The 25,290-nt window shown below is 51.6% G+C and carries 22 protein-coding genes; 18 read left to right on the top strand and 4 right to left on the bottom strand.

Annotated features, from left to right (window positions below; translation table 11 throughout):
- Position 1: 1 nt before the first annotated feature.
- The 10 genes from AC0YOA_RS11975 to AC0YOA_RS11930 all read left to right on the top strand — a co-directional run bounded on the left by AC0YOA_RS11975 (position 2) and on the right by AC0YOA_RS11930 (position 12,217).
- A complete protein-coding gene (locus tag AC0YOA_RS11975; protein WP_475786752.1) occupies positions 2 to 973 on the top strand; it encodes an ABC transporter permease in 972 nt (323 codons plus the stop codon).
- Positions 970 to 1,968 carry an ABC transporter permease gene (locus AC0YOA_RS11970; protein ID WP_475772360.1) on the top strand — a complete coding sequence of 333 codons (999 nt, stop codon included), beginning with the start codon at positions 970 to 972 and terminating at the stop codon, positions 1,966 to 1,968. The genes AC0YOA_RS11975 and AC0YOA_RS11970 overlap by 4 nt, the downstream gene beginning before the upstream one ends.
- A complete protein-coding gene (locus AC0YOA_RS11965) occupies positions 1,935 to 2,996 on the top strand; it encodes an ABC transporter ATP-binding protein (protein WP_475786751.1) in 1,062 nt (353 codons plus the stop codon). Before AC0YOA_RS11970 ends, AC0YOA_RS11965 begins: the two co-directional genes overlap by 34 nt.
- On the top strand, positions 2,993 to 3,964 hold the full coding sequence (locus tag AC0YOA_RS11960; protein ID WP_475786750.1) for an ABC transporter ATP-binding protein: 972 nt from the start codon (positions 2,993 to 2,995) through the stop codon (positions 3,962 to 3,964). The genes AC0YOA_RS11965 and AC0YOA_RS11960 overlap by 4 nt, the downstream gene beginning before the upstream one ends.
- A gap of 567 nt (positions 3,965 to 4,531) precedes the next feature.
- Positions 4,532 to 6,175: an extracellular solute-binding protein gene (locus AC0YOA_RS11955; protein WP_475786749.1), complete on the top strand. Its 1,644-nt coding sequence runs from the start codon at positions 4,532 to 4,534 to the stop codon at positions 6,173 to 6,175.
- Positions 6,176 to 6,246: 71 nt separating this feature from the next.
- Positions 6,247 to 7,137, top strand: a complete 891-nt coding sequence (locus tag AC0YOA_RS11950) for an ABC transporter permease (RefSeq protein WP_475786748.1) — start codon at positions 6,247 to 6,249, stop codon at positions 7,135 to 7,137.
- A 17-nt stretch (positions 7,138 to 7,154) separates the two neighbouring features.
- Positions 7,155 to 8,048 (top strand): carbohydrate ABC transporter permease, encoded by an 894-nt coding sequence (locus AC0YOA_RS11945; protein ID WP_475786747.1) that lies wholly within the window; start codon positions 7,155 to 7,157, stop codon positions 8,046 to 8,048.
- A gap of 102 nt (positions 8,049 to 8,150) precedes the next feature.
- The gene (locus AC0YOA_RS11940) at positions 8,151 to 9,533 is read left to right on the top strand and encodes a response regulator transcription factor (protein WP_475786746.1); all 1,383 of its coding nucleotides are present in this window, start codon (positions 8,151 to 8,153) and stop codon (positions 9,531 to 9,533) included.
- Positions 9,527 to 11,263, top strand: coding sequence for a cache domain-containing sensor histidine kinase (locus AC0YOA_RS11935; protein ID WP_475786745.1), 1,737 nt, complete (start codon positions 9,527 to 9,529; stop codon positions 11,261 to 11,263). Before AC0YOA_RS11940 ends, AC0YOA_RS11935 begins: the two co-directional genes overlap by 7 nt.
- 78 nt (positions 11,264 to 11,341) lie before the next feature.
- Positions 11,342 to 12,217: a sugar phosphate isomerase/epimerase family protein gene (locus AC0YOA_RS11930; protein WP_475786744.1), complete on the top strand. Its 876-nt coding sequence runs from the start codon at positions 11,342 to 11,344 to the stop codon at positions 12,215 to 12,217.
- Between the two features lie 220 nt (positions 12,218 to 12,437).
- Here the strand turns inward: AC0YOA_RS11930 and AC0YOA_RS11925 are convergent, their stop codons facing one another.
- Together AC0YOA_RS11925 and AC0YOA_RS11920 are read right to left on the bottom strand one after the other, a co-directional pair.
- Complete coding sequence (locus AC0YOA_RS11925; RefSeq protein ID WP_475786743.1) at positions 12,438 to 12,821, bottom strand: ArsR/SmtB family transcription factor; 384 nt, start codon at positions 12,819 to 12,821, stop codon at positions 12,438 to 12,440.
- On the bottom strand, positions 12,808 to 13,233 hold the full coding sequence (locus AC0YOA_RS11920; protein ID WP_475772350.1) for an SRPBCC family protein: 426 nt from the start codon (positions 13,231 to 13,233) through the stop codon (positions 12,808 to 12,810). Before AC0YOA_RS11920 ends, AC0YOA_RS11925 begins: the two co-directional genes overlap by 14 nt.
- Before the next feature lie 220 nt (positions 13,234 to 13,453).
- On the opposite strand from AC0YOA_RS11920, the gene AC0YOA_RS11915 reads away from it, so the two are divergent.
- The 8 genes from AC0YOA_RS11915 (at position 13,454) to AC0YOA_RS11880 (ending at position 23,595) form a co-directional block, all read left to right on the top strand.
- Positions 13,454 to 15,274 (top strand): sensor histidine kinase, encoded by a 1,821-nt coding sequence (locus tag AC0YOA_RS11915; protein WP_475786742.1) that lies wholly within the window; start codon positions 13,454 to 13,456, stop codon positions 15,272 to 15,274.
- Positions 15,249 to 16,838 (top strand): response regulator, encoded by a 1,590-nt coding sequence (locus AC0YOA_RS11910; RefSeq protein ID WP_475786741.1) that lies wholly within the window; start codon positions 15,249 to 15,251, stop codon positions 16,836 to 16,838. The genes AC0YOA_RS11915 and AC0YOA_RS11910 overlap by 26 nt, the downstream gene beginning before the upstream one ends.
- A 225-nt stretch (positions 16,839 to 17,063) precedes the next feature.
- Positions 17,064 to 17,474: a MerR family transcriptional regulator gene (locus AC0YOA_RS11905; protein ID WP_475786740.1), complete on the top strand. Its 411-nt coding sequence runs from the start codon at positions 17,064 to 17,066 to the stop codon at positions 17,472 to 17,474.
- Between the two features lie 202 nt (positions 17,475 to 17,676).
- A complete protein-coding gene (locus AC0YOA_RS11900) occupies positions 17,677 to 18,588 on the top strand; it encodes a carbohydrate ABC transporter permease (protein WP_475786739.1) in 912 nt (303 codons plus the stop codon).
- A gap of 13 nt (positions 18,589 to 18,601) precedes the next feature.
- Positions 18,602 to 19,441: a carbohydrate ABC transporter permease gene (locus AC0YOA_RS11895; RefSeq protein WP_475786738.1), complete on the top strand. Its 840-nt coding sequence runs from the start codon at positions 18,602 to 18,604 to the stop codon at positions 19,439 to 19,441.
- Positions 19,442 to 19,550: 109 nt separating this feature from the next.
- The gene (locus tag AC0YOA_RS11890) at positions 19,551 to 20,927 is read left to right on the top strand and encodes an extracellular solute-binding protein (RefSeq protein ID WP_475772343.1); all 1,377 of its coding nucleotides are present in this window, start codon (positions 19,551 to 19,553) and stop codon (positions 20,925 to 20,927) included.
- Between the two features lie 95 nt (positions 20,928 to 21,022).
- Positions 21,023 to 22,678, top strand: a complete 1,656-nt coding sequence (locus AC0YOA_RS11885) for an MGH1-like glycoside hydrolase domain-containing protein (RefSeq protein ID WP_475786737.1) — start codon at positions 21,023 to 21,025, stop codon at positions 22,676 to 22,678.
- Between the two features lie 26 nt (positions 22,679 to 22,704).
- Complete coding sequence (locus AC0YOA_RS11880) at positions 22,705 to 23,595, top strand: glycoside hydrolase family 43 protein (RefSeq protein WP_475786736.1); 891 nt, start codon at positions 22,705 to 22,707, stop codon at positions 23,593 to 23,595.
- A 104-nt stretch (positions 23,596 to 23,699) separates the two neighbouring features.
- Here AC0YOA_RS11880 and AC0YOA_RS11875 read toward each other — a convergent pair whose 3' ends face one another.
- Both AC0YOA_RS11875 and AC0YOA_RS11870 read right to left on the bottom strand, forming a co-directional pair.
- Positions 23,700 to 24,356, bottom strand: coding sequence for a nitroreductase family protein (locus AC0YOA_RS11875; RefSeq protein ID WP_475786735.1), 657 nt, complete (start codon positions 24,354 to 24,356; stop codon positions 23,700 to 23,702).
- Between the two features lie 286 nt (positions 24,357 to 24,642).
- Positions 24,643 to 25,230, bottom strand: a complete 588-nt coding sequence (locus tag AC0YOA_RS11870) for a TetR/AcrR family transcriptional regulator (RefSeq protein WP_475786734.1) — start codon at positions 25,228 to 25,230, stop codon at positions 24,643 to 24,645.
- Between the last annotated feature and the right edge of the window lie 60 nt (positions 25,231 to 25,290).

Genomic DNA, 25,290 nt, shown 5'->3' with positions numbered 1-25,290 from the left:
AATGACTGAGTATTTAATACGCCGCTTGCTGCAATCCGTCCTTGTGCTGTTCTTGATCTCTGTGCTGACCTTCGCCATGATCCATGCGGCGCCGGGCGGACCGACCCAGGTGTTTCTCGGTCCCGGAATGTCGCCGGAGGCGGCAAAGATTCAGGCGCATAATCTGGGGCTTGACCGCTCCGTTCCCGTCCAATTTTTTATATGGCTTGGGAATTTGCTGCAGGGGGATCTCGGGCACACCTTCAAAAATCATATTCCAGTCGGCGATATTCTGTGGCCGACCGTGCTCAACACGATGGTACTGATGGGCTCGGCATGGTTGATTTCCTTATTGATTGCCATTCCATGGGGGATTTATAACAGCACGGTCGAATATGGGCTGTCCGATCACACGGCTTCCTTCATCTCGTATATCGGATTCGCCATGCCGACGTTCTGGTTTGGGATTCTGCTGCAGGAGTATTTCGCCGTTAAGCTGAATTGGCTGCCCTTGTCCGATATGTGGACGATGGGGATGGAAGGCAATCTCGGCAATTTGCTCCTTCACCTTGTACTTCCCGTGACCGTACTCGCGCTTGGATTTCTGGCCTCCTACTCCAAGTATGCCCGGTCCAGTATGCTGGAGGTTCTGAATCAGGATTATATCCGTACGGCAAGGGCTAAGGGATTGAAAGAACGCAGAGTCATTTTCCGCCATGCCTTGCGGAATGCTCTGATTCCGATTATTACAGTCCTCGGACTCGATCTGCCCATTCTGGTAGGGGGCGCCGTGCTGACGGAAAGTGTGTTCAATTGGCCCGGAATGGGCCGGCTGTTTGTCGAGATGGCGGTAGCAAGGGAATACTCCGTGCTGATGTCCATCACGCTGATCGTATCGGTCATCGTCGTTATCGGCAATCTTGCTGCGGATATCCTCTATGCTCTTGTAGATCCGAGGGTCCAGCTGGGACGGGAGGGAGGAGCCTCATTATGATTGAAGTGGAGCACGGGAAGCCTCTCCCGCAAGGAAACTGGAATCCGGAGCCAAGACCGCCGGCAGATCTTCAAGATGCCTTGGTGGAAGCGCGCCCGCCGGGACCATGGAGGGCGGCCTGGAAGAAATTTCTGCATAATCCGTTTGCCGTTACGGGGCTTGCGGTACTGCTTCTGTTCATCCTGGCGGCTTTCCTGGCCAAATGGATCGCTCCTTATGATCCTACCCGGATTGACATGATGTTCCCTAACCTGCCGGCCGGTACGGACAATCATCTGCTAGGGACGGACGAGCTGGGAAGGGACATATTCTCCCGGCTGTTGTACAGCAGCCGAATCTCGCTTTCGGTCGGATTTGCCGTTGCTTTCGTGTCCGTCGTGATCGGTACGCTGATTGGAGCGGTATCCGGGTATTTTGGCGGCTGGGTGGATACGATAGCCATGCGTCTGGTAGACGTCATGAATTCCATCCCCTCGCTGTTCCTTAATATCTTGATTTTGGCCGTTTTTGGTTCGAAAATGTCCTACATGATCATGGTATTGGCCTTCACCAGCTGGATGGGCGTGGCGCGGCTTGTCCGGGGCAATTATCTCCAGCTGCGGGAGATGCAGTATGTGGAGGCGGCAAGGGCGACCGGCGTGACCAGCTGGGGCATTATTTTCCGCCATCTTCTTCGCAATGCGTCCGCTCCGATCATTGTGACGGCCACGCTGATGGTAGGCGGTGCCATTCTGAGCGAATCGGCCTTATCCTACCTGGGCCTGGGCGTTCAGACGCCGGACACGAGCTGGGGGCTGATGCTCAGCAACGCGCAGGAATTTATGCTTGTTGATCCTATACAAGCTGTATATCCCGGCCTGTGCATCCTGTTAGTCGTGCTGTCCGTGAATTTTATCGGGGATGGAATCCGCGACGGGCTGGACCCCAGGAAGACCACGATCCCGCGAAGGAGGCTGGACCAATGGCGGAAACAATACTTGAAATCCGGAATTTGACAACCGGTTTTCTGTCGGACCAGGGCATGGTCAAGGCAACGGACCGCGTCTCGCTCACTTTGGATAAAGGGCAGACTCTCTGTGTGGTAGGCGAATCGGGCAGCGGGAAAAGCGTTACCGCGCTCTCGGTCGTACGGCTCGTCGATTATGCCGGCGGGGTAATCATGGACGGTCAGATCCTATTTAACGGAGAGGATCTGGCACAGAAAAGGCAGAGCGAAATGCTGCGGATTCGCGGCAGCTTAATCGCCATGATATTCCAGGATCCGATGTCCGCGCTGAATCCCGTCTTCACGGTAGGGGACCAAATTGCGGAGGTTCTTCAGGTTCATAAGCATTTAAACCGGAAGGAAGCATGGCATAGAAGTGTGGAGATGCTTCGGCTGGTGGGCATTCCCGCTCCTGAAATACGTGCGAAACAGTATCCCTATGAAATGTCCGGCGGGATGTGCCAACGGGTCGTCATTGCCATGGCGCTCTCCTGCAATCCGCAATTGCTGATCGCGGATGAGCCGACGACGGCGCTTGATGTGACGGTGCAGGCACAGATTCTGGAGCTGCTTCTCCAATTAAAGCGGGAATTCCGGATGTCGATGCTGCTGATCACCCATGATATGGGGGTGGCGGCTGAAGTCGCGGACCGTATTGCGGTCATGTATGCGGGAACCGTTGTGGAAGAGGGGACGGTAGAGGAGATTTTCGGGCATCCCCGCCACCCCTATACGATGGGACTTCTGCGATCCATCCCTGGCATGGATGGGAATCGCGGAGAAGAATTATATACGATTAAGGGTGCCATTCCCCCCATCAGCAGGCTGCCTTCCGGCTGCCGTTTTCACTCCCGCTGTCCGTATGTGATGGAGATTTGCCGGGAAGAGGAGCCTCCTCTGCTGGAATCTGCGACCGGACATAAGGCCGCCTGCTGGCTCCGCGATACGGTTGGAGCCACTCAGTCGGCCACTGCCGCAGAAGAGCAGCAGAAGACGGAAGCTGTGAATGGAACCGGGACGGAGGTGGGCCTTCCATGAACCAGCCGTATTTGGTGGAAGCCAAGCATGTGAAGATGTATTATCCCATCAGGACCGGGCTGCTGAATCGCGTAGTTGGCCATGTGAAGGCGGTCGATGACGTTTCCTTCGGGATCCGGTCCGGCGAGACATTCGGTTTGGTCGGTGAATCGGGCTGCGGAAAATCCACATTGGCCCGGGTTTTGTTGAAGCTGAAGAAGGCGACCGGCGGAGAAATCCGGTTTGACGGTCAGAATATTCATGAGGTACGCAGCCAGGATCTTCGCCGGCTCCGCGAGGGAATGCAGATTATTTTTCAAGATCCGTACAGCTCCTTGAATCCGCGCTTTCTGGTTCGGGATCTCATAGGCGAGCCTCTGCGCATTCACCGGAGAATGTCGTCCAAGGAGAAGGATGACCGGGTCGTGCAGCTGATGGAGCTGGTAGGGCTGGATGTCAGCCGGCGCAACCGGTACCCGCATGAGTTCTCAGGCGGACAGCGACAACGTATCGGCATCGCCCGCGCAATCGCGCTGAATCCCAAATTCATCATAGCGGACGAAGCGGTATCCGCATTGGATGTTTCAGTACAGTCTCAAGTGCTGAACCTGATGATGAAGCTGCAGAAGGAGCTGGGGCTGACTTATTTGTTTATTGCCCATGGACTTCATGTGGTGCGCCATATATCCAATCGCGTTGGTGTCATGTATTTGGGGAAAATGGTGGAGGTGGCCCCGACGGATGAGCTGTTTGCGCACCCGCTGCATCCTTATACGTCCGTGCTGCTTTCCGCTATTCCTCAGGCTGCACTGCACCGCAAGAACGAACGGATTATTTTGCAGGGGGATGTGCCGTCTCCCGCCAATCCGCCTTCGGGCTGCCGTTTTCACCCGCGTTGTCCCATTGCCCGGGATCGCTGCAGAGTGGAGGAGCCTCTCCTCCAGTCTGCAGACGGGGAGAGACAGGTGGCTTGCCATTATCCGCTATGACTTTACGATCCACCGGAATATCCGCATCATTGCAATTTCTTCACAGCAGATGCTGTAAAATCAAAAGGTCTGCCTGAACTCCTATGGCTTACAGGAGCTCAGGCAGACCTTTCTTGTGAGGGTGAAGCAGGACTTCATCCTCTTTGCGATTTTTGGTGATTAGAGGTGTGGAACAGAACAGAAGGTACTGAAGCGAGTAATCTTTGACGAGAATGGTTGTTGGGGTAACGTAAAAGTTGCTATGGCGAAAAAAAGAACCGTCAGGGAACCGGATTATTCCTGACGGTTTTTTCTTAAAATATGAGAAAGTATAAAATGTGGCTTCGCCTTTTCTGATTTTTCGGAGGGAAGAAGCTAACTTGCCCGTCAAAGGACGGCAAAGCCGTTTCTTCTTGCCCGATTATTTCCGATACTAGCTGCGTCTGCTATCACTCCTCACCGGGCAAAGAAACGGTTGAAATTCCCCCCTGGTGTGACGAGATTCTCTCCCGGGTCCTTCCCTCCAGCCTCTATACTAACGTTAGGAAACCTTTAAATACGCATAAATTAACTAAGGGGGCAATCAGGTTGAATCGAAAATGGGTTGTTTTATTTATTGCAGTAATGATGGTGGCAACAACGGCTTGCGGCAGCAACAATAATGCGGATACAGACAAAAACGCAGGAAATTCGCAGGCGGACGAAGCAAGCGCGGGACCTTTCACCGCCTACAAGGAGCCTGTAACGTTCTCGGTAGCCAAAGTGATCAATTCCAAAAATTCCGGGCTGCCTGCCGGAGAAACCTTCGACGATAATGCCTATTACCAATTTATGGAGAAAAAATTCAATATCAAGGTCGAGAATGATTGGCTGGTCGAAACGCCCGAAGCCTATCAGCAGAAAATATCGCTTGCCATCTCCACACGCGATTTGCCGGACGTGTTTTCCGTCAATGAGCAGCAGCTGAAGCAGCTCGTGGAAACGGAGCAGATTGCAGATTTGACCAGCGCTTATGAAACGACCGCCAGTCCGCTGGTCAAAGAAGTCTATGATTCCTATGATGATCGGGTGTTGTCCAAAGCAACCTTCGACGGCAAGCTGATGGCGCTTCCCTCCACCAATATTGGCGGAGAATTCAACCTGACCTGGATCAGAGCGGACTGGCTGGAGAAAGAAGGCCTTCAGCCTCCCAAGACACTGGATGATCTGATTGCGATTGCCAAAGCTTTCGTAGAGAACGATCCGGATGGCAACGGCAAGAAAGATACGTATGGCTTCACAGGCGTGCCCGTATTGACAGGGCTGAACACCAATCACGGATTTGATCCGATTCTCGGCGCCCTCCATGCCTACAAGGGTCAATGGATGAAGGATGCATCGGGTCAGATCGGTTACAGCTCGAACTTTCCAGAGATGAAGGCGGCGCTGGACAAGCTTCATCAGCTGTATGCGGATGGTCTGATTGACAAAGAGTTTATCGTCCGCAAGGACCCGAACGAGCTGGTTGCAGCAGGTCAGGTGGGAATTGCTTTTGCACCCTGGTGGTTTCCATACGGCGCCTTGAAGGATTCCGTCAAGAATGATTCCAAGGCGGAATGGGTTGCTTTTACCACGCCGCTTGACGAAGCCGGAAAGTTCAACACATACGATCAGAATCCGTCGACTAATTTCATTGTGGTGAACAAGGATTACAAGCATCCCGAAGCGGTAGTAAAGGTACTGAACGAGATGCTGGCCATAGGGAAAAATGTGGATCCTGATGCTGCCGATCTGTACAAAGGCATTGTGGTTGATTCCAGCGCTCTTCCCTTTTCGCTGGGTGTCGACTATGAAGATATCGTGTATCAAGGTTACTTGAAGCTGAAAGAGCTGATCGATTCCAAGGGTGAATCGGAGGCCAGCGGCGAAGTGCAGAAGTGGTATGAAGCCTGGAAAATCAATGAGGAATCGCCGAAGAAGGATCTTAGCGCCTGGAGCGAAGCGACCGCAAGGAATGTCGGCTCTGCGGTAGTGGAAGCAAGCGATATCAATATCGCCCGCAGCGAGTTCTTCGGCACAACGAAGACGATGGAGAAGAAATGGGCCATTCTGCAAAAAATGGAGAATGAAGCTTTCCTGAAAATTATTGTGGGCGAGGCGCCTGTCGATTCCTTTGATCAATACGTAGCCGATTGGAAGAGCGCGGGCGGAGACGACATTGTCAAAGAGGTCCAGGAGGCCGCCAAGCAATAACATTTCGCAAAAGGGCGTCAGATCCGGGATCGGCGCCTTTTTACACAAAATTTGGATGACGGTGGTTAGCGATGAAAAACAAAAAGACCTATCTTCATTATCATGCGATGCTGCTTCCCGGCATGATTCTGCTGATTATTTTCAGCGTTCTTCCCATGCTGGGAATTGCCATTGCCTTTCAGGACTTCATACCGGGCAAATCAGTCTGGAAACAGGAATGGTCAGGCTTTGATAATTTTGATTTCATGTTTCATCTGAAGGATATCCGCAGTGTATTTATGAACACCCTGATTATTGCCGTTCTCAAGACGATTGCCAATCTGATCGTCCCGATTGTGTTTGCTCTTTTGCTTCATGAGGTACGCCTCAGCTGGTTTAAGCGCTGGGTGCAGACGATCGTTTACCTGCCGCATTTTATGTCCTGGGTCATTTTGTCGGGCGTGCTGGCATCCATCTTTTCACTGGATGGCGTCGTCAATCAGCTGTTTGGTCTGTTTGGCTTCGAGGGCAGGATCTTCCTGGCCGACAATACCTGGTTCCGCGGTATTCTGGTTGGAAGCGATGTATGGAAGGAATTCGGATTTAATACGATCGTTTATTTGGCCGCACTTACGGCCATTAATCCGGCTTTGTACGAGGCTGTAGCTATTGACGGCGCGGGACGCATGCAGCGGCTGCTCCATATCACCCTGCCGGGTATTGCCCCGACCATTGTGCTGCTATCCACCCTAAGCTTGGGAAATATATTGAATGCGGGCTTTGACCAGGTATTTAATTTATATAATCCGCTTGTTTATTCTTCAAGCGACATCATCGATACGTATGTCTATCGAATCGGTCTTCTGGAGCAGCAGTACGGTCTTGCGACCGCCGTTGGGCTGCTGAAATCGGTCGTCAGCATTATTCTCATCATTATTTCGTACCTGTTAGCCGCCAGATTTGCCAAATACCGAATATTCTAGTTGGAAGGGAATCGATCATGGTAAGATCACAAACGTTATCCGTTCGGCTTGTCGACGCGGGAATCCTTATCTTTCTGGCTGTCGTCACCCTGCTGAGTCTATACCCGACCTGGTACACGGTAGTGCTTTCCTTCAGTGAGAAAGCATCGGCTAATGCGGGACTTGTTCGTTTCTTTCCTGTCGGGTTTAATCTGAGCTCCTACCAGATCGTGCTGGGGGATGAGAAATTTTTTACGGCCTTCGGCGTTTCCGTTAAGCGGGTGCTTCTGGGCGGGGCGATCAATTTTGCCGTTACGGTGCTGATGGCCTATCCGCTGTCCAAGCAGCCGAAACTGTTTCCCGGGCGCAATATCTATATGTGGTTTCTGGTTGTGTGCATGCTGTTTACTGCCGGGCTTATTCCATTGTTCATCGTTGTAACCACATTGGGCCTGCAGAACAGTATTTGGGCCCTGGTTCTCCCGACAGCGGTGCCGGTGCTCAATGTCATTCTGGTGATGAATTTCTTCCGCAGCCTGCCCAAGGAATTGGAGGAGGCCGCGGTGGTCGATGGATCCGGCCCCTGGAAAACGCTTATACTGATCTATCTGCCGCTCGCGCTGCCATCGCTGGCCACCGTTTCGTTGTTTAGCATCGTTAACCATTGGAATGCTTTTCTGGATGGCTTGATCTACATGAACCGGCCGGAGCAGTATCCGCTCCAGACCTATATTCAACAGCTGGTCGTCAGGATCGATCCCGAGCTGATAAAAAGCTTAACCACCGAGCAGTTGATCAAGGTTATGAATACTTCCGAGAGAACCCTGAATGCGGCGAAGCTGGTCGTGGCGATGGTGCCGATTCTGATCATTTATCCCTTTTTGCAGCGTTATTTTGTACATGGAATTGTAATGGGCTCGGTAAAAGAGTGAGTTGGCGGCTCCTTGAAAATAAATGCGACTGTGGCTATGATAGCTAGAACAACCCATTCGACCTATTTCACGGGCATTTGCATAAAGGAGTGAGAGCTAGCCATGATCAAGGCATTAATTGTGGATGACGAGAAATTAGTCAGAAAGGGCCTTATCACCACGACCCCGTGGGCTCGCTTTGGCATTGAGATTGTGGGTGAGGCAAGCAATGGAAAAGCAGCTTTGGCCTATTTGAGGAACCATGAGGTCGATTTGCTTATTGCCGATTTGACGATGCCCGTTATGGGAGGGCTCGAATTGATGAGAAGAGTCAAGCAGCAATACCCGAGCGTCTGGAGCGTTGTGCTGACCTGCCATCAGGAATTTGAGCATATTCAGGAATCCATGCGTGTCGGTGCCATCGATTATATCGTAAAGACGCAGCTCGAGAAGGAAAGCGTGGAGAAGGTACTCTCCCGCATTACCGGCAGAATTCGCATGGAAGAAGCACACAGGGCGATAGCCCCGTTCCGGGAGAAAAAGGTTGGCGGCATTCTGGTCGATCTCTCGGTCTCCCCCTCACAGAGCCTTCCCGAAGAATCCGGTACGCACCGTTTCCTGGCTGTTGGCGTTGGAATGTGGCTTAGCCTGGATTGGGAAGAAAGCCAATTGAAGCAGCTCCATCAGAGCCTCTTGGGTTCAACGGAATTACGCCTGGTCATCGTCACGGATATGAAGGACAACCCTCTGCTTCAGCATAAAAAGTCGCTTCAGGCAGCTGTCTCCACCACCTTGTTCTTTGAGGGCTCCGTCAACCAGACGGTTTATGAAATATCCCAGCAGCAGCTGCTGGATTTTCACAGGGGAGACAGAAATGAAGGGATGGAATCGTCTGTTTACCAGGAATGGGAGGCCCTGCATTGGGTTTATCATGATGCGGTCTTTGAAAAGCTGCTCCAGGACAGCAAGCAGTCTATTCCCGACCGGACTCGTCTTCTCAACATCATTTATTCATCCATTTGCCCATGGCAGGAGATTTTCCCTGAGGGAATTCACCGGGAATATATGAAAGAATGCTATGCTTTGTTTTTTTGGGATGATCATGTGCGTTACCTTGAGGCCATACGCAATGATTTGCTGAAAGGCATGCAGGCCTTTCCCTACTCCTTCGAAGTGATCGTCAGTATCGTGAAGGCGATCGGTTACATGCAGCAGCATGTTTCTGTCAGCCGTGACGAACTGGCCGCTTTAGTCTTCATGAGCAGCGGGTATTTCAGCGAATGCTTCCAGATGCTGACGGGGAAGCCGTTCGGCAAATATTTGAAGGAACTCCGAATGGCTAAAGCAGGAAAGCTTCTCGCGCTCACCAGCATTCCCATGTATGCCGTCGCTTCGGAAGTGGGTTATAAGGATGAGAAATATTTCAGCAAATTGTTTCGCGATCACACGGGACAATATCCGACCGACTACCGCAAGAATCTCCTGAAGAGCGAGGATGCATGGTGAAGGGCGGAGGGAGTCAGGTCAAGCGGCATTCGCTGAAGAATAGGCTGATTACGATACTGTTTCTCTATACGCTCATTCCGCTGCTGCTGTTGGGAATCGTATCCTATCTGTCGATCCAGAATATTTATCGCAACAAAATCGAGAGCGGGATTAACAACACGCTTGAAAATATATCGATCTCTCTGGAGAATACCCTGAGCAATATGGAATACGCCTCCTTGCAGCTGTCAGCGGAGGGCAGCGTAGGCCAGGACCTGTATGCGATGCTGTCCAATCCCAGTATCGTAGCGAAGTTTCACAGCCAGCAGGAAATCCGCGCGAGCATGAACCTGATTAATTTTACCAATAAGGACTTAGGCTTGATGCTTTATTATTTTTCCGAGAACAGAACGGTAAATTTTGAGACTATGGCTGTCAATCAGGAATATCTCTTCAACCAGACGCTGCTTGCGCGGACTAAAGGGGGAGAATTTTACGGTCCTCATCAGACAGCCTATACATTCGGGGATAATCAGGTGTTTTCTTTTTTGCGTCCGGTTGATGTGACCAATTCGGATCAGAAGCCCATTTATATCTACGTGGAGACCAATCTGTCCTTGTTTGAAAAGATACTGGCCAAAGCCAAATACGGGATGCCCGTTGTCAATTATCTGACCAATGAAGATGGCATCATCGTCTATAGTGACGACGAAATGAAGTATCCGCTTGGAACGGCCGTAACGGATAACGCGCTTCATTCCACCATCCTGTTCAATAAGACCAGTGAGCAAGGCTGGACGCTGGGGGTCGCCATTGAGCGTCATGCCTTTAATATTGAATTTCGCAAATGGCTCTACACCTATATGGGAACCGGTCTGCTGTGCCTGGCTTTGAGTGTGCTGCTTGCCTCTCTTGTATGGCGGATCGTATACCGGCCGTTAAAAAAAATACAAATGCAGCTGACGATTACGAATGAGGATCATTCGCCGGCCATAATCAAGATGACGGGCATCGTCGAATTTGATTCCCTGCTGAGAGAGTTTCAGAGCTCGCGGGATCATGTGCTTGTATTGTTCAAGGAGATTGAGGGCAAGGAAAGGGACAAGGCCCGTCTGGAAGTGGAGAAGCTGCTGTATCAGATCAATCCCCACTTTATTCACAATACCTTGAATACGATCCAATGGATTGCACGCATGAATAATCAGGAGGAAATCTATCGTTTGATTTCCATATTTACGCGGATTCTTCATCATAACCTGGGCAAGGAAGGCAGCTTTGTTCTGCTGCAGGACGAGATCAAGGCGATGCAGGATTACATTGCGCTGCAGGGTATACGGTACGACTGCACCTTTGATGTCCGGATCGCTATCGAGGAAGGCATTCATCATGCCTATGTGCCCCGTTTTATTTTACAGCCCTTATTGGAAAATGCCTTATATCATGGAATGGGCGAAGAAACGGGAGAAGGCGCCATAGAAGTCCGCATTCATGCGGATAGCAGTTACCTCTATATCAATGTATCCGACAGCGGCGCCGGGATGACCGAGGAGCAGGTAAACCTGCTGTTAAGCCCCGCGAAGGGCGGCGGCAGCCTGGGTTACGGAATCGGGCTGCAGTATGTATTCAGCATGATTAAGGTCTATTACGGGAATGAGGCCCAAATCGATATTGTCAGTAAAATCGATCAGGGTACGACGATTTTTTTGCGGCTTCCTTTGAATCAGCTTCAGGACAGGGGCTATTACGAGTGAGCAGCGTGAAGATTGGATAGGCAAGGAGCAGGAACATCGGCAGGCCATTCTGAAACAAAACCGGGAGGAATGAGCAGTATGTTAGCAAACAATAAGCTTGGTGTCATTGTTGACAGCTTTGGATTAGGCGTTCGAAAGGGTTTGCTTCGGGCAAAGGAGATTGGAGCGGACGGCGTGCAGATTTATGCGGTGGAAGGGGAAATGGACCCGGCGAATCTGAAGCCGGCCGACCGCAGGGAGCTGTGTGATTATTTTGCTTCTCATGGGATGGAGATCAGTGCGCTGTGCGGGGAGATGGGGGGCCACGGCTTCCAGGACAAGACCGTCAATCCCATGAAAATTGAGAAATCCAAGCGTATTCTTGACCTGGCTGTCGAGCTTGGAACGAATATCGTCACTACGCATATCGGTCCTGTTCCCGAAGATACGGACAGCGAGGTTTACGAGGAAATGCAGAAGGCATGCGCGGAGTTGAACGGGTATGCCAACAGCCTGAATGCGTATTTTGCCATTGAGACGGGACCGGAATCGCCGGCGAATCTCAAACGATTCCTGGATTCGCTCGGTTCCCGCGGCGTAGCCGTCAACTATGACCCTGCCAATCTGGTGATGGTGAATGGGTATGATGCGGTCGAAGGGGTGAGGATTCTCAAGGATTATATTGTGCATACGCATGTAAAGGACGGCATCCGGTACAAGGAATTTGATTCACGGTATGTGTATGTGCCGCTGGGGTATGAGCCATGGGATTTGAAGGAAGTTTCGAAACTGGTTTCCTCCGGGGAGTACTTCCGCGAGGTCGCGCTCGGTGAAGGGCAGGTAGACTTCAAGGCCTATTTTGCCGCTCTGGACCAGATAGGCTACAAGGGTTATCTGACCGTCGAGCGTGAAGTGGAAAACCCGGAAGCCGATATCCGCAAAGCGATTGATTTCATTAGGCAGTATCAGGTTTAGCAGGAACTCTTGTAGAATTCACCAACAGAGCGATTTAATATTCGGTACTTGACGAAGCCCATATAACCGGTGCTGCCGGGGGATTTACGGGACTGGCCGCCGCTGCAGCGGATCGTTATTTGCCCATATCCAAAAGGAATGCCTGAACTCCTGCGATTTTGCAGGAATTCAGGCATTTTTTGAGAAGATGCAGCCCTTCGAAGGAGAACCGGCCCTTCCGTTATTCCCCGCTCTGAGATTCTCCCGGAAGCGGAAGGTCGCCCTGCGCAGTATCTTCCTCCACATAACGACGGAGCGCGGACATCTTGTTGTCCCAGTACCGCTCATAATAGGCAAGCCATCGCTTCAGCTCCAGCAGGGGCTCGGGATCGAGCCGGTAGCGGGTCTCGCGGCCAACCTTCCGCTCGCGGAGCAGGCCGGCATCCGTCAGGATGCGAAGATGCTTGGATACCGCAGTCCGGGACATGGGATAATGTCCGGAAATGCTGGTGACAGGCATTTCCTTCCCGTCAAGCAGCATCAGCAGACTGCGGCGGGTAGGATCGGCGATCGCTTGGAATACATCGTGCTTCGGGGCGGATGCGGCCGCATCACGCTTCGACATATTTGCCCAATGCGGCGGTAATACCCGCCCAGCCCTGAGCCATGTTCTCGCGGATCTGCGTGTGGGACTGGCCGAATTCGGTAACCTTGTCCACATCCCAGCCGCTGTGGATCAGGGTGATTTCCGTCTTGCCTGCGAGATCGGCCAGCTCGAAGGTCAGCGTCCAGTCCTTGCCCCACAGGAAGGACAGGCGGTTCGGAGGATCGATCTCCGTTACTTTGCAGGGAGAGCTCCCGAATGGCCCTGCCTCCAGATGAAATTCATAACCTTCCTCCGGCTTGAAATCATTAGGCATAAACCAGGCCGCGATTCCCTCCGATGTGGCAACGGCATCCCATACCTTCTGAATAGGCGCGTTAAATACATGCGTTTGCCGGATATCCGGCAGTGATCCTTGTGCATTGTTATTCATGAGAAATCCTCCAAAGTGTTATTTAAAAAATAGGAAACTATTTGGTTTCGCTTTATTATTATATGACACCATTTAGTTTCGTGTCAATCACGGTATCCAAAGCCGATATTGAAGCTGTTTAATGTGAACAATCCTCCTGTCCGTTCCGAAAGAGGATTGCTTGATTGTGCCCGAATGGGTATTATAAGGCTTATTCGGGTTTACAGAGGGGCTGAAGGGATTGTTTTACTCCTTAAAGAACCGGCTGATCGCCATCTTTGTCCTGCTGCTTGTGTTCTCCGCAGGAACGATGTCGGTGCTGCTGTTCAATCAATCGCGTTCTATTATCCGGTCATATATTGAATCCTCCGCCCGGGAGAAGATGGATGAGTATGGTTCTTTTATCCACATGGCGCTGGTGCAAACCTATGATTTGTCTTCTATCGTCTTTAACAGCGACACGACGAAGGGCTGGAATGATGCGATGGCGGACAAGACGCTGAGCGAAGGCGAGAAGATGCTGTACAACATCGATTTGAGCAAGTTTCTGACCAAGACCATCAACAGCTATACAAGCGTATCCTCCGTAATGGTTTACCGGCAGGGGGGTCTTCGGATCAGCGCGGATAATCAGGTGGTGAAGGACAGCACGTTCATGTCCACGGACTGGTATCAGAATTTCAAGAATCACAGCGTACAGTGGGTGTCGGCTCATAACGACCCGGATGAGCAGACCAGCATCAAGCCTTATCAGGTCGTCAGTCTGCTGCTGCCGATCGGCACCTTCGAGCCCTCGCTCTCGAAGAGCCTCATGAAAGTCAATGTAAAGTCGGACTTCTTGCTGGAGCCCTTAAACGGCATTCATCTTGGTGAAAGCGGTACAATTTTTCTGCTGGATGCGGAAGGAAAGCCTATTTTATCCCAGGATGAGTATTACACGCATCAAGAAACGATTGCCCAGGTGGAGAACATCCGCAAGATGCCGTCGATTCAGGGCGTGGTTTATTTGCGCAACAAGTCCGGGTCAACTGATGTGCTCGTTTATAAAAAGCTGGAGCGCTACGACTGGATGCTGGTTGGCTTCGTTCCCGAGGGTGAGCTGTATGCCAAGCTGATCAAGCTTCGGACTTATATTATCGTTTTTACGACTTTATTATGTATTGCTGCCATATTGGTGGCAAGCTGGCTGTCTGTTGGCATAACGAAGCCGCTCTCCCGGCTGGCCTCCGCCATGCGTTCCATTCAATCAGGCGATTTTGACATGGCGGAGAACCGGATTCCGCCGGAGAAAAGCATCCGCAATGAGGTAGGCTTCGTAACCGAGGCCTTCCGCAATATGGTCAGACGGCTCAGGGATCATATCAAGACGGAATTCGAGCTCAAGCTGCTCCGCCAGCAGGCGGAGTACAAGGCGCTGCTGATGCAGATCAACCCGCATTTTATCTTCAACACGCTGGAGCTTCTGACCAGTCTGTCGATGCAGAAGCGCACGGATGATACGGTTCATGTCATTGAGTCGCTGGGCAAAATGATGCGTTATTCGCTCAAAGTGAACCATGATACGATATCGCTCACGGAAGAGCTAACGTACTTGAACTACTACACGTCGATCCTGCAGATTCGTTTCCGCGAACGGTTGGAAATTAACATGATTAAGGAAGGGAAGCTGGATGATTTGCAGGTCATCAAGTTTATCCTGCAGCCCCTTGTGGAAAATGCCGTCAAATACGGCTTCCAGCACCGGAACGGCGCTGTTGTCCACATCGGAATCCGCAGGGAGGGGATGCAGCTTGCGCTCTCCGTTGCAGACAACGGGCCGGGTATCCCGCCGGAAATCATCCAGCGGCTGCAGGCGGAATCCGCTTCGGTGCAGCTCGATCATGTGCTCAACAACGAAACCAGTCAGATCGGCCTGAGGAATGTGCTGATCCGCTGCCGCCTTTATTATGGAGCTCTCTTCAGCTTCAACATTGAATCCTATTATGGGCAAGGAACGACCATTACCTTAATTTTGCCTGCACAGGAGGGAAACCCGGATGTATCGAGCATTGATCGTGGATGATGAACCGGACATCAGACTTGGCCTGCAGCTTAAGGTGGATTGGAACAGTCTGAATGCCACAGTCGCGGCGGAGGCCGCCAATGGAGCTGAAGCGCTGGAGAAGCTTAAACAGGAAGAGATCGATATTATGATTGCCGATATGAATATGCCGGTCATGAACGGGGTTTCCCTGCTGGAGGCCTGCAGCAAGCAGTATCCCGCCCTTAAGGTCATTGTCGTGACAGGCTACGAGGATTTTCATTACGCCAAGGCGGCCCTGAAGAATCAGGCACGGGATTATCTGTTGAAGCCGGTATCCAGGGAAGAACTGCTGACGGCGCTTACGCGTGTAATCGGCGAGCTGGATGACGAGCGCAAGGATGAAGATGAGCAGAAGCTGGTCCAGTGGCGGCTTTCCCAGTATTTTAAAGAAATGAAGGAGCATTTTATCCTCTATATTGTCAAGGAGGAGCTGAAGCGGAAGGACGATGTGATCGAGCGTTCCAGACGCTTTGGGCTGGATGACTGGGATGAGAGGCGCGTGCGTTTCCTGACGGCAGGCCTTCGGGAGCGGTCGGTGCATAATGATGCACAGCTGCGCACCCCGGATAAATTCCATATGCCCTTCGAAATGGTCTGCCGGGAATTCGCCCAGACGTATCCGGCTCCGGAACAGCCGCAGGTATTTCGCGATGCCAATTATCCGGGCCTGATGCATTTCATCCTGCCCGATGACGAGCATGGAATTGCCGTGTTCGCGGCTGCTTTACGCGAATGCATTGCGGAGCAGCTGGCGTTTGAGCCGACGATTGGCATCGGGCAGCCGGTTACGGGTTTCCAGGCCTGGAAGGAGGGCTGCATGTCTTCCCTGCTGGAGTGGAATCTCTCGCAGAGCCGGATGGACCGCAAATCCGAAGATCAGGGTGATGCGAAGGCGGTGCTGACAGAGGATATGTCGAAGGTGATTCACCGGTACATCATCAATGGAGAGCTGGGCGCTTTTGAGGAAACCATCCACAAGGAGCTGGCGGAGGCCTTCAGGCAATCCCAGGCGCGTTTCGTCAAATTGATTGTTCAATTTTATTTTCTGCTGGATGCTCTGGCCCACTCTGCGGGCGTTGAGCTTGCGGGCAGGGAGCAGCTGTGGATCCGGCCCGACCGTGTGCTGGAATTCGATACGGTGGAGAAGGCGGAGAGCTTTCTCATCGCATTAGGCAGCAAAATCCACAAGACCCAGGCGGATTCGGAGGATGCGGAGCTCTCCGTCGTGCAGGCGGCCCAGCAGTTCATCCATCAGAATTATATGGTCGAGCTTAATCTGAACATGCTGGCGGAACGCTTTAATTACAACCGTTCTTATTTCTCCGAGCTGTTCAAATCCAAGGTAGGCATAAGCTTCATCCAGTATGTGACGGAGGTGCGCATGGAGCAGGCTGTCAGGCTGCTGAAGGAGACAACGCTCGGCTTATGGGATATTGCCGAGTTGACCGGGTTCTCCAATGCAAGCTACTTCAGCTCCAAATTCAAGCGGATGTATGGGATTTCTCCTTCGGAGTTCCGGATTGCCAATAGGGGTAAGGATTGAACAGCGAAAACCTCGCCGGCCTATTGGCTGAGCGGGGATTTTTCTATTTGAAATGATTCGCAATCGTTCCAACCGGTCTAAAATACACTGTGCCCGGACTCAAATTAACCGCCATTGGAGAATATATATTAACTTGACATGGAGTAAGCTCCATGGGGTAAGATGCAGATGGGAAAACGAACAAGTTAGCCGGAAGCGTCAATAGGCAGAGGAGGAGGCCGAGTGATGGAGGAGCCTACATTTACAATTGCGGATATTTCCACAAGTACGGGTCTCAGTTACGATACGATCCGTTATTATGAGAAAATCGGACTGCAGCCGCCTGCAAAGCGCAAGGAAAACGGGCAGCGGGAATACGACAAGCGCGATCTTGACCGTTTCATCTTCATTACCCATCTTAAACGGACTCATATGCCGCTGAAGGAAATTGAACGGTATATGACGATGGCATCCGATCAAAAATACTCAAACTGCTACAGCGTGCTCTGTGAGCACAAACTCAGAATAGAGTCGGAATTGGCGGAAATGAACGCTACTTTAGAAATCATGAAATACAAAATGGATCACTTTCAAGATATGATGAAGCGTTCAGGATTAGGCGCAGATGTGACTGAAGAGCAAGTTCACCATCGTTGACCGCGAAGCGAAAATATGGAACAGAGCAAGCAGCCCCGGACAATCAAATGTTCAGGGGTTTTTTTTCTGCAGCGGCAGCAACCTGAAAAAAACGATAGCGATATGCCGAAGAATTAGAATTCAATCCCGAAGCCATAATCCGTATGCTTGAATCATCGGATCGCCCGTTCGATCCATGTTGCGCAAGGAGGAGGCTTTTTTCATGCAAAAAACTCGTAAATCAACCCTTTGGAGTCAGAACAGGACCGCATATCTATTTTTGCTCCCATGGCTGATCGGCTTCTTCTGTCTCACGCTTGGTCCCATGCTGGGCTCCTTGTTTTTGTCCTTGACCAAGTTCAATCTGCTCACGCCTCCCAGGTGGCTGGGATTCGGGAACTATCAGGAAATTTTCACGAAAGACGATTCTTTCTACAACTCCTTATCGCTGACCTTCAAGTATGTGCTCTTCTCGGTGCCGCTCAAGCTGATCTTTGCTCTTCTGGTCGCAATGGCACTCAACAAGGGAATCCGGGCATTGGGCATTTACCGGACCGTCTACTACATTCCTTCGCTGCTTGGCGGCAGTGTGGCTATTGCGATTGTATGGAGACGAATCTTCGAAGGAGACGGGTTGTTCAATCATTTTCTCGGCTGGTTCGGGATTCAGGGACCTTCCTGGATATCCAATCCGGATACGATCATGTACACGATTATTACGCTCTCGGTATGGCAGTTCGGATCGGCAATGGTCATCTTTATGGCCGGCCTGAAGCAGATTCCCGGTGATTTGTACGAAGCGTCCGAGGTGGATGGCGCAGGCAAGACCCGGCAGTTCTTCCAGATCACGCTGCCCATGCTCTCGCCGGTTATTTTCTTTAATCTGGTGATGGGGCTCATCAATTCCTTCCAGGTGTTCACGCCCGGTTATGTGATCGGGGACGGACGGGGAGGTCCGATCGATTCGACATTGTATTACACGCTTTATCTTTATCTGAAAGGCTTCTCGTTCTTCGAAATGGGTTATGCTTCGGCGCTGGCCTGGATCATGCTGGTCATTATCGGGGCATTCACGGCAATCGTATTCGTGACCTCGAAGTATTGGGTATTTTATGGAGACGATAAGGGAAAATAGGAGGTGATCACATATGGCAATGAAAAAAATATATGGAAGCATGAGCCGGCATGTTCTGATTATTGCGCTGGGACTGATTATGATGTATCCCGTGCTGTGGCTGCTGAGCAGCTCCTTCAAGCCGAACCAGCTGATCTTTTCTGACCCCGGCATCTGGCCCAAGCAGTTCACCCTGGATAATTATATCAACGGCTGGAAGGGATTGCAGGGGATTTCGTTCGGTCGGTTTTTCGCCAATTCGGCGATTATATCCGTCCTGTCGGTCTTGGGCAACGTCATTACCTGCTCGCTGGCTGCCTTTGCCTTCGGCCGGCTTCACTTCAAGGGCAAGCGTCTCTGGTTCAGTCTGATGCTCGTAACCATCATGCTTCCCTATCATGTTACACTTGTACCTCAATATGTTTTGTATAATCAATTTGAATGGATTAATACGTTCTTCCCGCTGATTGTTCCAAAATGGCTGGCAACAGATTCCTTCTTCATCCTGCTCATGATTCAATTCATCCGGGGCATTCCTGCTGAGCTGGATGAGAGCGCGACCATTGACGGCTGCGGTCCGGCACAGATTTATTTCAAAATCATTCTGCCGCTGCTGGTGCCGGCGCTCATCACAACCGCGATCTTCACCTTCATCTGGACATGGGATGACTTCTTCAGCCAGATGATCTATTTGAACCAGGTCAAGCTGTTTACCGTTCAGCTCGGCATCCGCTCCATGTTTGACCCGTCCGGATCATCGGATTGGGGCGCGCTGCTGGCGATGTCGGTGCTCTCCTTAATTCCGATCATGACCATATTCCTGTCGTTCCAGCGCCATTTTGTCGATGGGATCGCGACGACCGGTCTGAAATAAACCCAAATATAATAGATGCCAAGAGCCAACGAAATAGCATGTATTCATTCCGGAACTTGCATTACGATGAAAATGTAAGCGTTAAATAAAATGAAGGGGGATAAACAAAATGAAGAAGCAATTATCGGTACTGATGCTTGCGCTGCTGGTGGTCGTGCTGACGGCCTGCTCCGGCGGTACGGGTGGCGGTCCCAACACGGGGAATGCGGGTAACACCGGAAATACCGGAAATGCCGCGAATACAGGTGAGGACAATGCGGCAGACAACGGAGCTGCTGCAGGCAAGCAGGTCGAGCTGCGCATCATGTGGTGGGGCGACCAGAAGCGTGCCGACCGTACCAATGAGGCGCTCCGCAAGTTTGAAGAGAAGAATCCCGGCATTAAGGTTGTCGGCGAATTCTCCCCATCCTCCGGTTACTTCGACAAGCTCAATACCCAGCTCGCATCGGGAACGGCACCGGACGTATTCTTCCTCGGCGGCAATGTCGTGGATTATGCCAACAAGAATGTGCTGCTCGATCTTCAGCCCTATGTCGGCAAGCAGCTGAACCTGGACGACATGGATAAAGCGATGGTGGAGTACGGCACGATTAACGGCAAGCTTATCCATATCTCGGCAGGGGCGAATGCCCGCGGTGTGGTCGTCAATACCGAAATGTTCAAGAAAGCCGGGATGCCGGTTCCAACGGATGATTGGACCTGGGATCAATATATCGCAATCAGCAAAGAGCTGTCGGATAAGCTGGGCAAGGGATATTACGGCACGTATGATTTCACCGTTGACGGCATGGACATCGCTTTGAAGCAAAAAGGCAAGCAGCTGTACGATATGGAAGCCGGCACGCTCGGTTTTGAGGAGAAGGATGCCGAAGGCTGGTTCTCTTTCTGGAACAAGGCTCATCAGACAGGCGGCGTTGTGCCGGCGGAGCTTCATGTATCCAATCCTCCGGGCGACACCAGTAAATCCTTGATCGTCACCGGCAAGGTTGCCATGGGGCTGATTCCCTCGAACCAATTTGCGGCTCATCAGAATTTGATCCAGGATCCGCTGACGCTGCTGCAGGTTCCAAAAGGCGACAAGGGCAGAGCGATCGTATTCGAATCCAGCCAGGGGATGTCCGGCTATGCCAAAACCAAGCACCCTGAGGAAGTGGCGAAGCTGATGGATTTCTGGATCAATGATCCTGATGCGGCCGCCATTCTGGGCAATGACCGCGGCGTGCCGGTTACGTCGAAAATGCGCGATCTGCTCTCGAAGGACGCTACGCCGATCGATCAAATCGTGTATGACTATACGAGCAAGGTTTCCGTAACGGCTGCAGAGGAGCAGGTTAAGGTCAGCTATAACCCTCCTGGCTTCACGGAATATTCCAAGCTTGCGGATTCCACTATGCTGGAGATCGGCTTCGGCCGGAAAAAGGTCGAGGAAGCCGTGAATGACTTCTATACCGGCGTCGTTAAAATTTTCAACAGCAACACGGAATAATAAGAAGATAAGGGCTGCTGCGCTGCAGCCTTTTCTTTTTATGGAGACCGGTGAAAAAGCCGGACAAATCAATGAAAGAAATGAGGCGTTGGATCGTGGACAATGAGTTGCTGCTGGAACGGCTTCGCACAACCAGTCCTGAGGAGCGGGCAGGGGAGCTTGGCAAGGCATCGGATCAACCGGTAATGGAGGAATGGACCCGCAGCGGCGTGAAATTCGCCGCATCGTCGCAAGGCTTCGAGGATGTCTATTACTCCGCTCTGCGCAAGCTTATGGACTGTATTGTGCCAACCGGCGGGGCTGATCCCGTTTTGCAAGAGGGCGGCATATATTTGGGCTGCTGGCTGGAGAGCACGGGAACCATCAATGCGGAGCTGTTGTCGCGGTTTATCCCATCCGTATCGGAATCGACCTATCAGCTGTTCGCCGATTATCAGCTGGAGGACGGCTTGATGCCTTATAAGATTACGGGCCAAGGCCCGGCCTACAGACAGATTCAGCTGGTGACGCCGCTGGCCAGAAGCGTCTGGAATCATTACCTGCTTCATGGACGCAATAAGCAGTTTCTGGGCAAAATGTTCGGCGCCATGCAGCGCTATGACAAGTGGCTCGCCGTTTACCGGAATACCCGGGGAACCGGCTGCGTGGAAGCTTTCTCGACCTTTGACACCGGGCATGATCTGTCCCCGCGCTTCTGGCATATTCCCGATACGCCGCATCTGGACGATCCGAGGCAGTATAATCCATATTCGCCGACGCTGCCTCTGTTGGCGCCGGATCTGACGGCCAATGTCTACTGCCAGCGCATGTATCTGGCGCGGATTGCACAGGAGCTGGGAGAATCATCCGCTGCGGATTGGATCAGCCAAGCAGAGCAAAGCAAAGCGAGCTTGTTCAAGTATTGCTATGACGAGACGGATGCATTCTTCTATGATCTGGACAATAATGATCAATTTGTCCGTGTGCAGTCGGATGTTCTGCTGCGGGTTCTGGCCTGCGAGGTAGGAGACAGGGATCTGTTCGATACCGCATTGCGGCGATACCTGCTCAATTCAAGCAAATTCTTCGCCAAATACCCGTTCACTTCGATTGCGATGGACGATCCGAGATTTGATCCGTTCTCCAGCTATAACAGCTGGGGCGGCCCGTCCAATTTTCTCAGCCTGATCCGCACGGCGCATGCCTTCGAGCATCATCAGCGTTATGTGGAGCTGACCTGGGTGCTTTACCCGATTCTGGCGGCCATGTCCAATATGAAGCGCTTCTCCCAGGCGCTCAGCCCGTGGACCGGAGAAGAAGGCTTCACCCAGACCTATTCCCCGGCCATTCTGTGCATGCTGGATTATGTGGAGCGGCTTTGCGGCATCCTGCCAAATCCGGACGGAGACATTTGGTTCACCGGACTGGTGCCTTATCCGCTTGACCACGGCGCTGAAGTTGCGAACGAAACGGCCTATTCGCGGACAATCGACGGGACGGAATTTGAACTGCTCAATGCCCGCAGCGGCTGCACGGCTTACCGCAGCGGTGAAGCGTATATCCGTTTTCCATTCGGGATCAGGCTCGTGACGGACCGTGAGGGCAGGCTGAAGGCCATCATCGGAATGAGTGTCAGAACGGTTGAAGGGACGCTCACCTATAAGGAGCGGGATTATTCGATTGCGGTAAAAGGCAACGAGCGGCTTGATTTCACGGACGGCGGATTTGCAAGCGTGTCGGATATCGGCGTCGTTATGCCAACCTACAGATAAGAAAACAGAACAAGGGAGTGGAGAGCGTGCTAAAGACGGAGGATATTCAAATCCGGGACCCGTTCATTGTGCCGGTTGAATCGGCAGGGACTTATTATATGTATGGCAGCACCGACAAGAATATTTGGGGCAAGGGTACAGGCTTTGACGTTTATGTGAGCCGGGATCTGGAGATGTGGGAGGGGCCGTTTCCGGTCTTCCGCCCGCCGGGCGATTTCTTCGCGGACAATAATTTCTGGGCGCCTGAGGTATACAGCTATCAGGGCCGTTATTATATGTTCGCCACCTTCCGGCGCAGGGATAATCAACTGCTCGGAACGGCGGTTCTTGCCGCCGACAGCATGATGGGACCCTTCCATCCGCATAGCGACGGACCGGTAACGCCAAGCGATTGGAGCTCGCTCGATGGTTCCCTGCACATCGATAAAGAGGGGCAGCCATGGATGGTCTTCTGCCATGAATGGCAGCAGATCACCGACGGACAGGTATGCGCGGTCCGGCTTAGCGATGATTTGAAGCAGGCGCAGGGTGATCCTGTCCTGCTGTTCAGCGCTTCAGAAGCTCCCTGGACGACACCGCTTGCGTCCGACAAGGTGCTGGTGGGCGACAATTATGTGACGGATGGCCCGTACCTGTTCAAAGGCGAAGACGGCAGGCTCTTTATGCTGTGGGCCAGCTTTATCCATCGCAGCTACGCGCTCGGGATCGCCGTTTCGGCTTCCGGCAAGGTGACTGGACCATGGATGAACGAACCGGAGCCTCTCTACAGCAATGACGGCGGACACGGCATGCTTTTCCGCACCTTCGAAGGCAAGCTGATGCTGACGATCCATACCCCGAACAAAACGCCTCTTGAGAGGCCGGTTTTCATCGAGGTTGAAGAGAGTAATGGCAAGCTCAGGGTAATAGGCAGCTAGCGTTAAGCACCTTCGGTTCCCCACATCAATAGCGGTTCTGAAGGTGCTCTATCTCTATCTCCATATCGGGATCCTATCGATTGCCTCATTCTTTAGACCCCTTTTTAGGAGGGGAAAGACATTTCATTCCAGCTTGTGACTTCATCTACTGTCAATCGAATCGATGGAATTCCTTCTTTCGCAGCTTTCCCGATCGCAATCAGCAAGACAGAAACGTAACGCTCGCCAATTCCGAAAGCTTCTTTGAATTTATCCAGATCATAACCGGCCATTGGCACAGTATCGTAGCCCCTTGCTTTGGCAGCAAGCATCAATTGCATGGATACGAGGCCTCCGTCAATATAGGCATATTTGCTTTTGAGTTCGTAAGAAAACCCCTCATACATGTTTAATGTATTTCTGACCTTCCTTTCTTTTGCGCTCTCCGTCATATATCCGGCTTGAACCGTACGATCATAAATCGTATCCGTGTATTTAAAGTTCTCCAGATCACCCAGTACGGCAATGACAGCGGCAGCTTCGACAACCTGCTTCTGATTTAAGGCAATCGGAAGCAGCTTCTCTTTCAACGGTTGTGAGTCGATGACCAGAAATCTCCAGGATTGCAAGTTAGTACCGGATGGAGCTTGAATGGCTTCTCCCAATATTTCCTTGATCTCATCCCTTGAAATTCTGATTGTCGGGTCAAAAGTTCGGACGGCACGTCGTTCGCGCATTACCGTAGACAAAGGAATACTTTGCGAAGCAGATGTTGTTGACATTTAAAATTGATGCCTCCCTTTATGCAAGTGATTAATTCTGTAACGTTCACTAAATATATAGGACGCAGAATGAAATGTCAAACATTCATCCAAGCAAGATATTTCCAAGCTCGTTTCAGCCCGCCACTGCGTTCATCATAAATCGCAAATGAGGGACATTAGCCGCAATAAGTCAAGATACATCCGCCAAGAAAGCAAATAAGGCCAGCCATGGTTATTGGCTGACCTTATTTATTGAAATTGAGGTTCAATGTAATCGTCTCAAAATGCTTTGCATTCGTCCCGTTTAGGATGGCCAAAGACGCAGAGCATTTGCTGTAATTCTCTGCAATTTTTCATGGCTTGCCCCAGCACCGGCCTGAACGGCCATTCCCTGGAATACTGTTGCGTAGAAGCTGGCCAGTTCCTCAGCGTCGACATCGGCAGGAATTTCACCATTCTTTTTCGCTTGTTCAAAGCGCTCGCGAAGCGCATTTTCGCCGCCCGCACGGCGAGCGTTTAACTCCTGCCGGATCGCGTCGCCAGTCTCTCCAGAGGAAAGCGCACCCTGTACGGTTAAGCAGCCCAGAGGCGTAGCGGGGTTCGTAGTTGCTTTCGCGGCTCCATACAGTAGACTTTCCACAACCTGGCGTGCTGTCGGCTGTTCGAAAGCTTCACGCATATAAGCTGCCGGGCCTTCGGCATACCGGTCAAGAATTTTAAGAAACAATTCCTCTTTGTTGCCAAAAGCAGCATATAAGCTTGGGGTGTTAATCCCCATAGCTTCTGTCAAATCTGCTACAGACGTTCCTTCATACCCTTTTTGCCAAAACAAATGAAGTGCACAATCCAGAGCAGTTTCGGTATCGAAGGAACGGGGACGTCCTCTTGCCATAGATGTTCCCCTCCGTTTCTTTTTCTTATCGATATAGTACCAAAAGTCATTCCAAGAGTT

It is taken from the genome of Paenibacillus sp. JT22N12, from assembly GCF_056269365.1.
Note: the sequence above shows the minus strand (reverse complement) of the source record. Positions and strands in the feature narration are given on the sequence as shown.

What these genes read in the sequence shown, in the direction of transcription:
- AC0YOA_RS11975 (WP_475786752.1), top strand. Translation starts at nt 2, where the DNA reads ATGACTGAGTATTTAATACGCCGCTTGCTGCAATCCGTCCTTGTGCTG.
- AC0YOA_RS11970 (WP_475772360.1), top strand. Translation starts at nt 970, where the DNA reads ATGATTGAAGTGGAGCACGGGAAGCCTCTCCCGCAAGGAAACTGGAAT.
- AC0YOA_RS11965 (WP_475786751.1), top strand. Translation starts at nt 1,935, where the DNA reads ATGGCGGAAACAATACTTGAAATCCGGAATTTGACAACCGGTTTTCTG.
- AC0YOA_RS11960 (WP_475786750.1), top strand. Translation starts at nt 2,993, where the DNA reads ATGAACCAGCCGTATTTGGTGGAAGCCAAGCATGTGAAGATGTATTAT.
- AC0YOA_RS11950 (WP_475786748.1), top strand. Translation starts at nt 6,247, where the DNA reads ATGAAAAACAAAAAGACCTATCTTCATTATCATGCGATGCTGCTTCCC.
- AC0YOA_RS11945 (WP_475786747.1), top strand. Translation starts at nt 7,155, where the DNA reads ATGGTAAGATCACAAACGTTATCCGTTCGGCTTGTCGACGCGGGAATC.
- AC0YOA_RS11940 (WP_475786746.1), top strand. Translation starts at nt 8,151, where the DNA reads ATGATCAAGGCATTAATTGTGGATGACGAGAAATTAGTCAGAAAGGGC.
- AC0YOA_RS11935 (WP_475786745.1), top strand. Translation starts at nt 9,527, where the DNA reads ATGGTGAAGGGCGGAGGGAGTCAGGTCAAGCGGCATTCGCTGAAGAAT.
- AC0YOA_RS11930 (WP_475786744.1), top strand. Translation starts at nt 11,342, where the DNA reads ATGTTAGCAAACAATAAGCTTGGTGTCATTGTTGACAGCTTTGGATTA.
- AC0YOA_RS11925 (WP_475786743.1), bottom strand. Translation starts at nt 12,821, where the DNA reads ATGTCGAAGCGTGATGCGGCCGCATCCGCCCCGAAGCACGATGTATTC.
- AC0YOA_RS11920 (WP_475772350.1), bottom strand. Translation starts at nt 13,233, where the DNA reads ATGAATAACAATGCACAAGGATCACTGCCGGATATCCGGCAAACGCAT.
- AC0YOA_RS11910 (WP_475786741.1), top strand. Translation starts at nt 15,249, where the DNA reads ATGTATCGAGCATTGATCGTGGATGATGAACCGGACATCAGACTTGGC.
- AC0YOA_RS11905 (WP_475786740.1), top strand. Translation starts at nt 17,064, where the DNA reads ATGGAGGAGCCTACATTTACAATTGCGGATATTTCCACAAGTACGGGT.
- AC0YOA_RS11900 (WP_475786739.1), top strand. Translation starts at nt 17,677, where the DNA reads ATGCAAAAAACTCGTAAATCAACCCTTTGGAGTCAGAACAGGACCGCA.
- AC0YOA_RS11895 (WP_475786738.1), top strand. Translation starts at nt 18,602, where the DNA reads ATGGCAATGAAAAAAATATATGGAAGCATGAGCCGGCATGTTCTGATT.
- AC0YOA_RS11890 (WP_475772343.1), top strand. Translation starts at nt 19,551, where the DNA reads ATGAAGAAGCAATTATCGGTACTGATGCTTGCGCTGCTGGTGGTCGTG.
- AC0YOA_RS11875 (WP_475786735.1), bottom strand. Translation starts at nt 24,356, where the DNA reads ATGTCAACAACATCTGCTTCGCAAAGTATTCCTTTGTCTACGGTAATG.
- AC0YOA_RS11870 (WP_475786734.1), bottom strand. Translation starts at nt 25,230, where the DNA reads ATGGCAAGAGGACGTCCCCGTTCCTTCGATACCGAAACTGCTCTGGAT.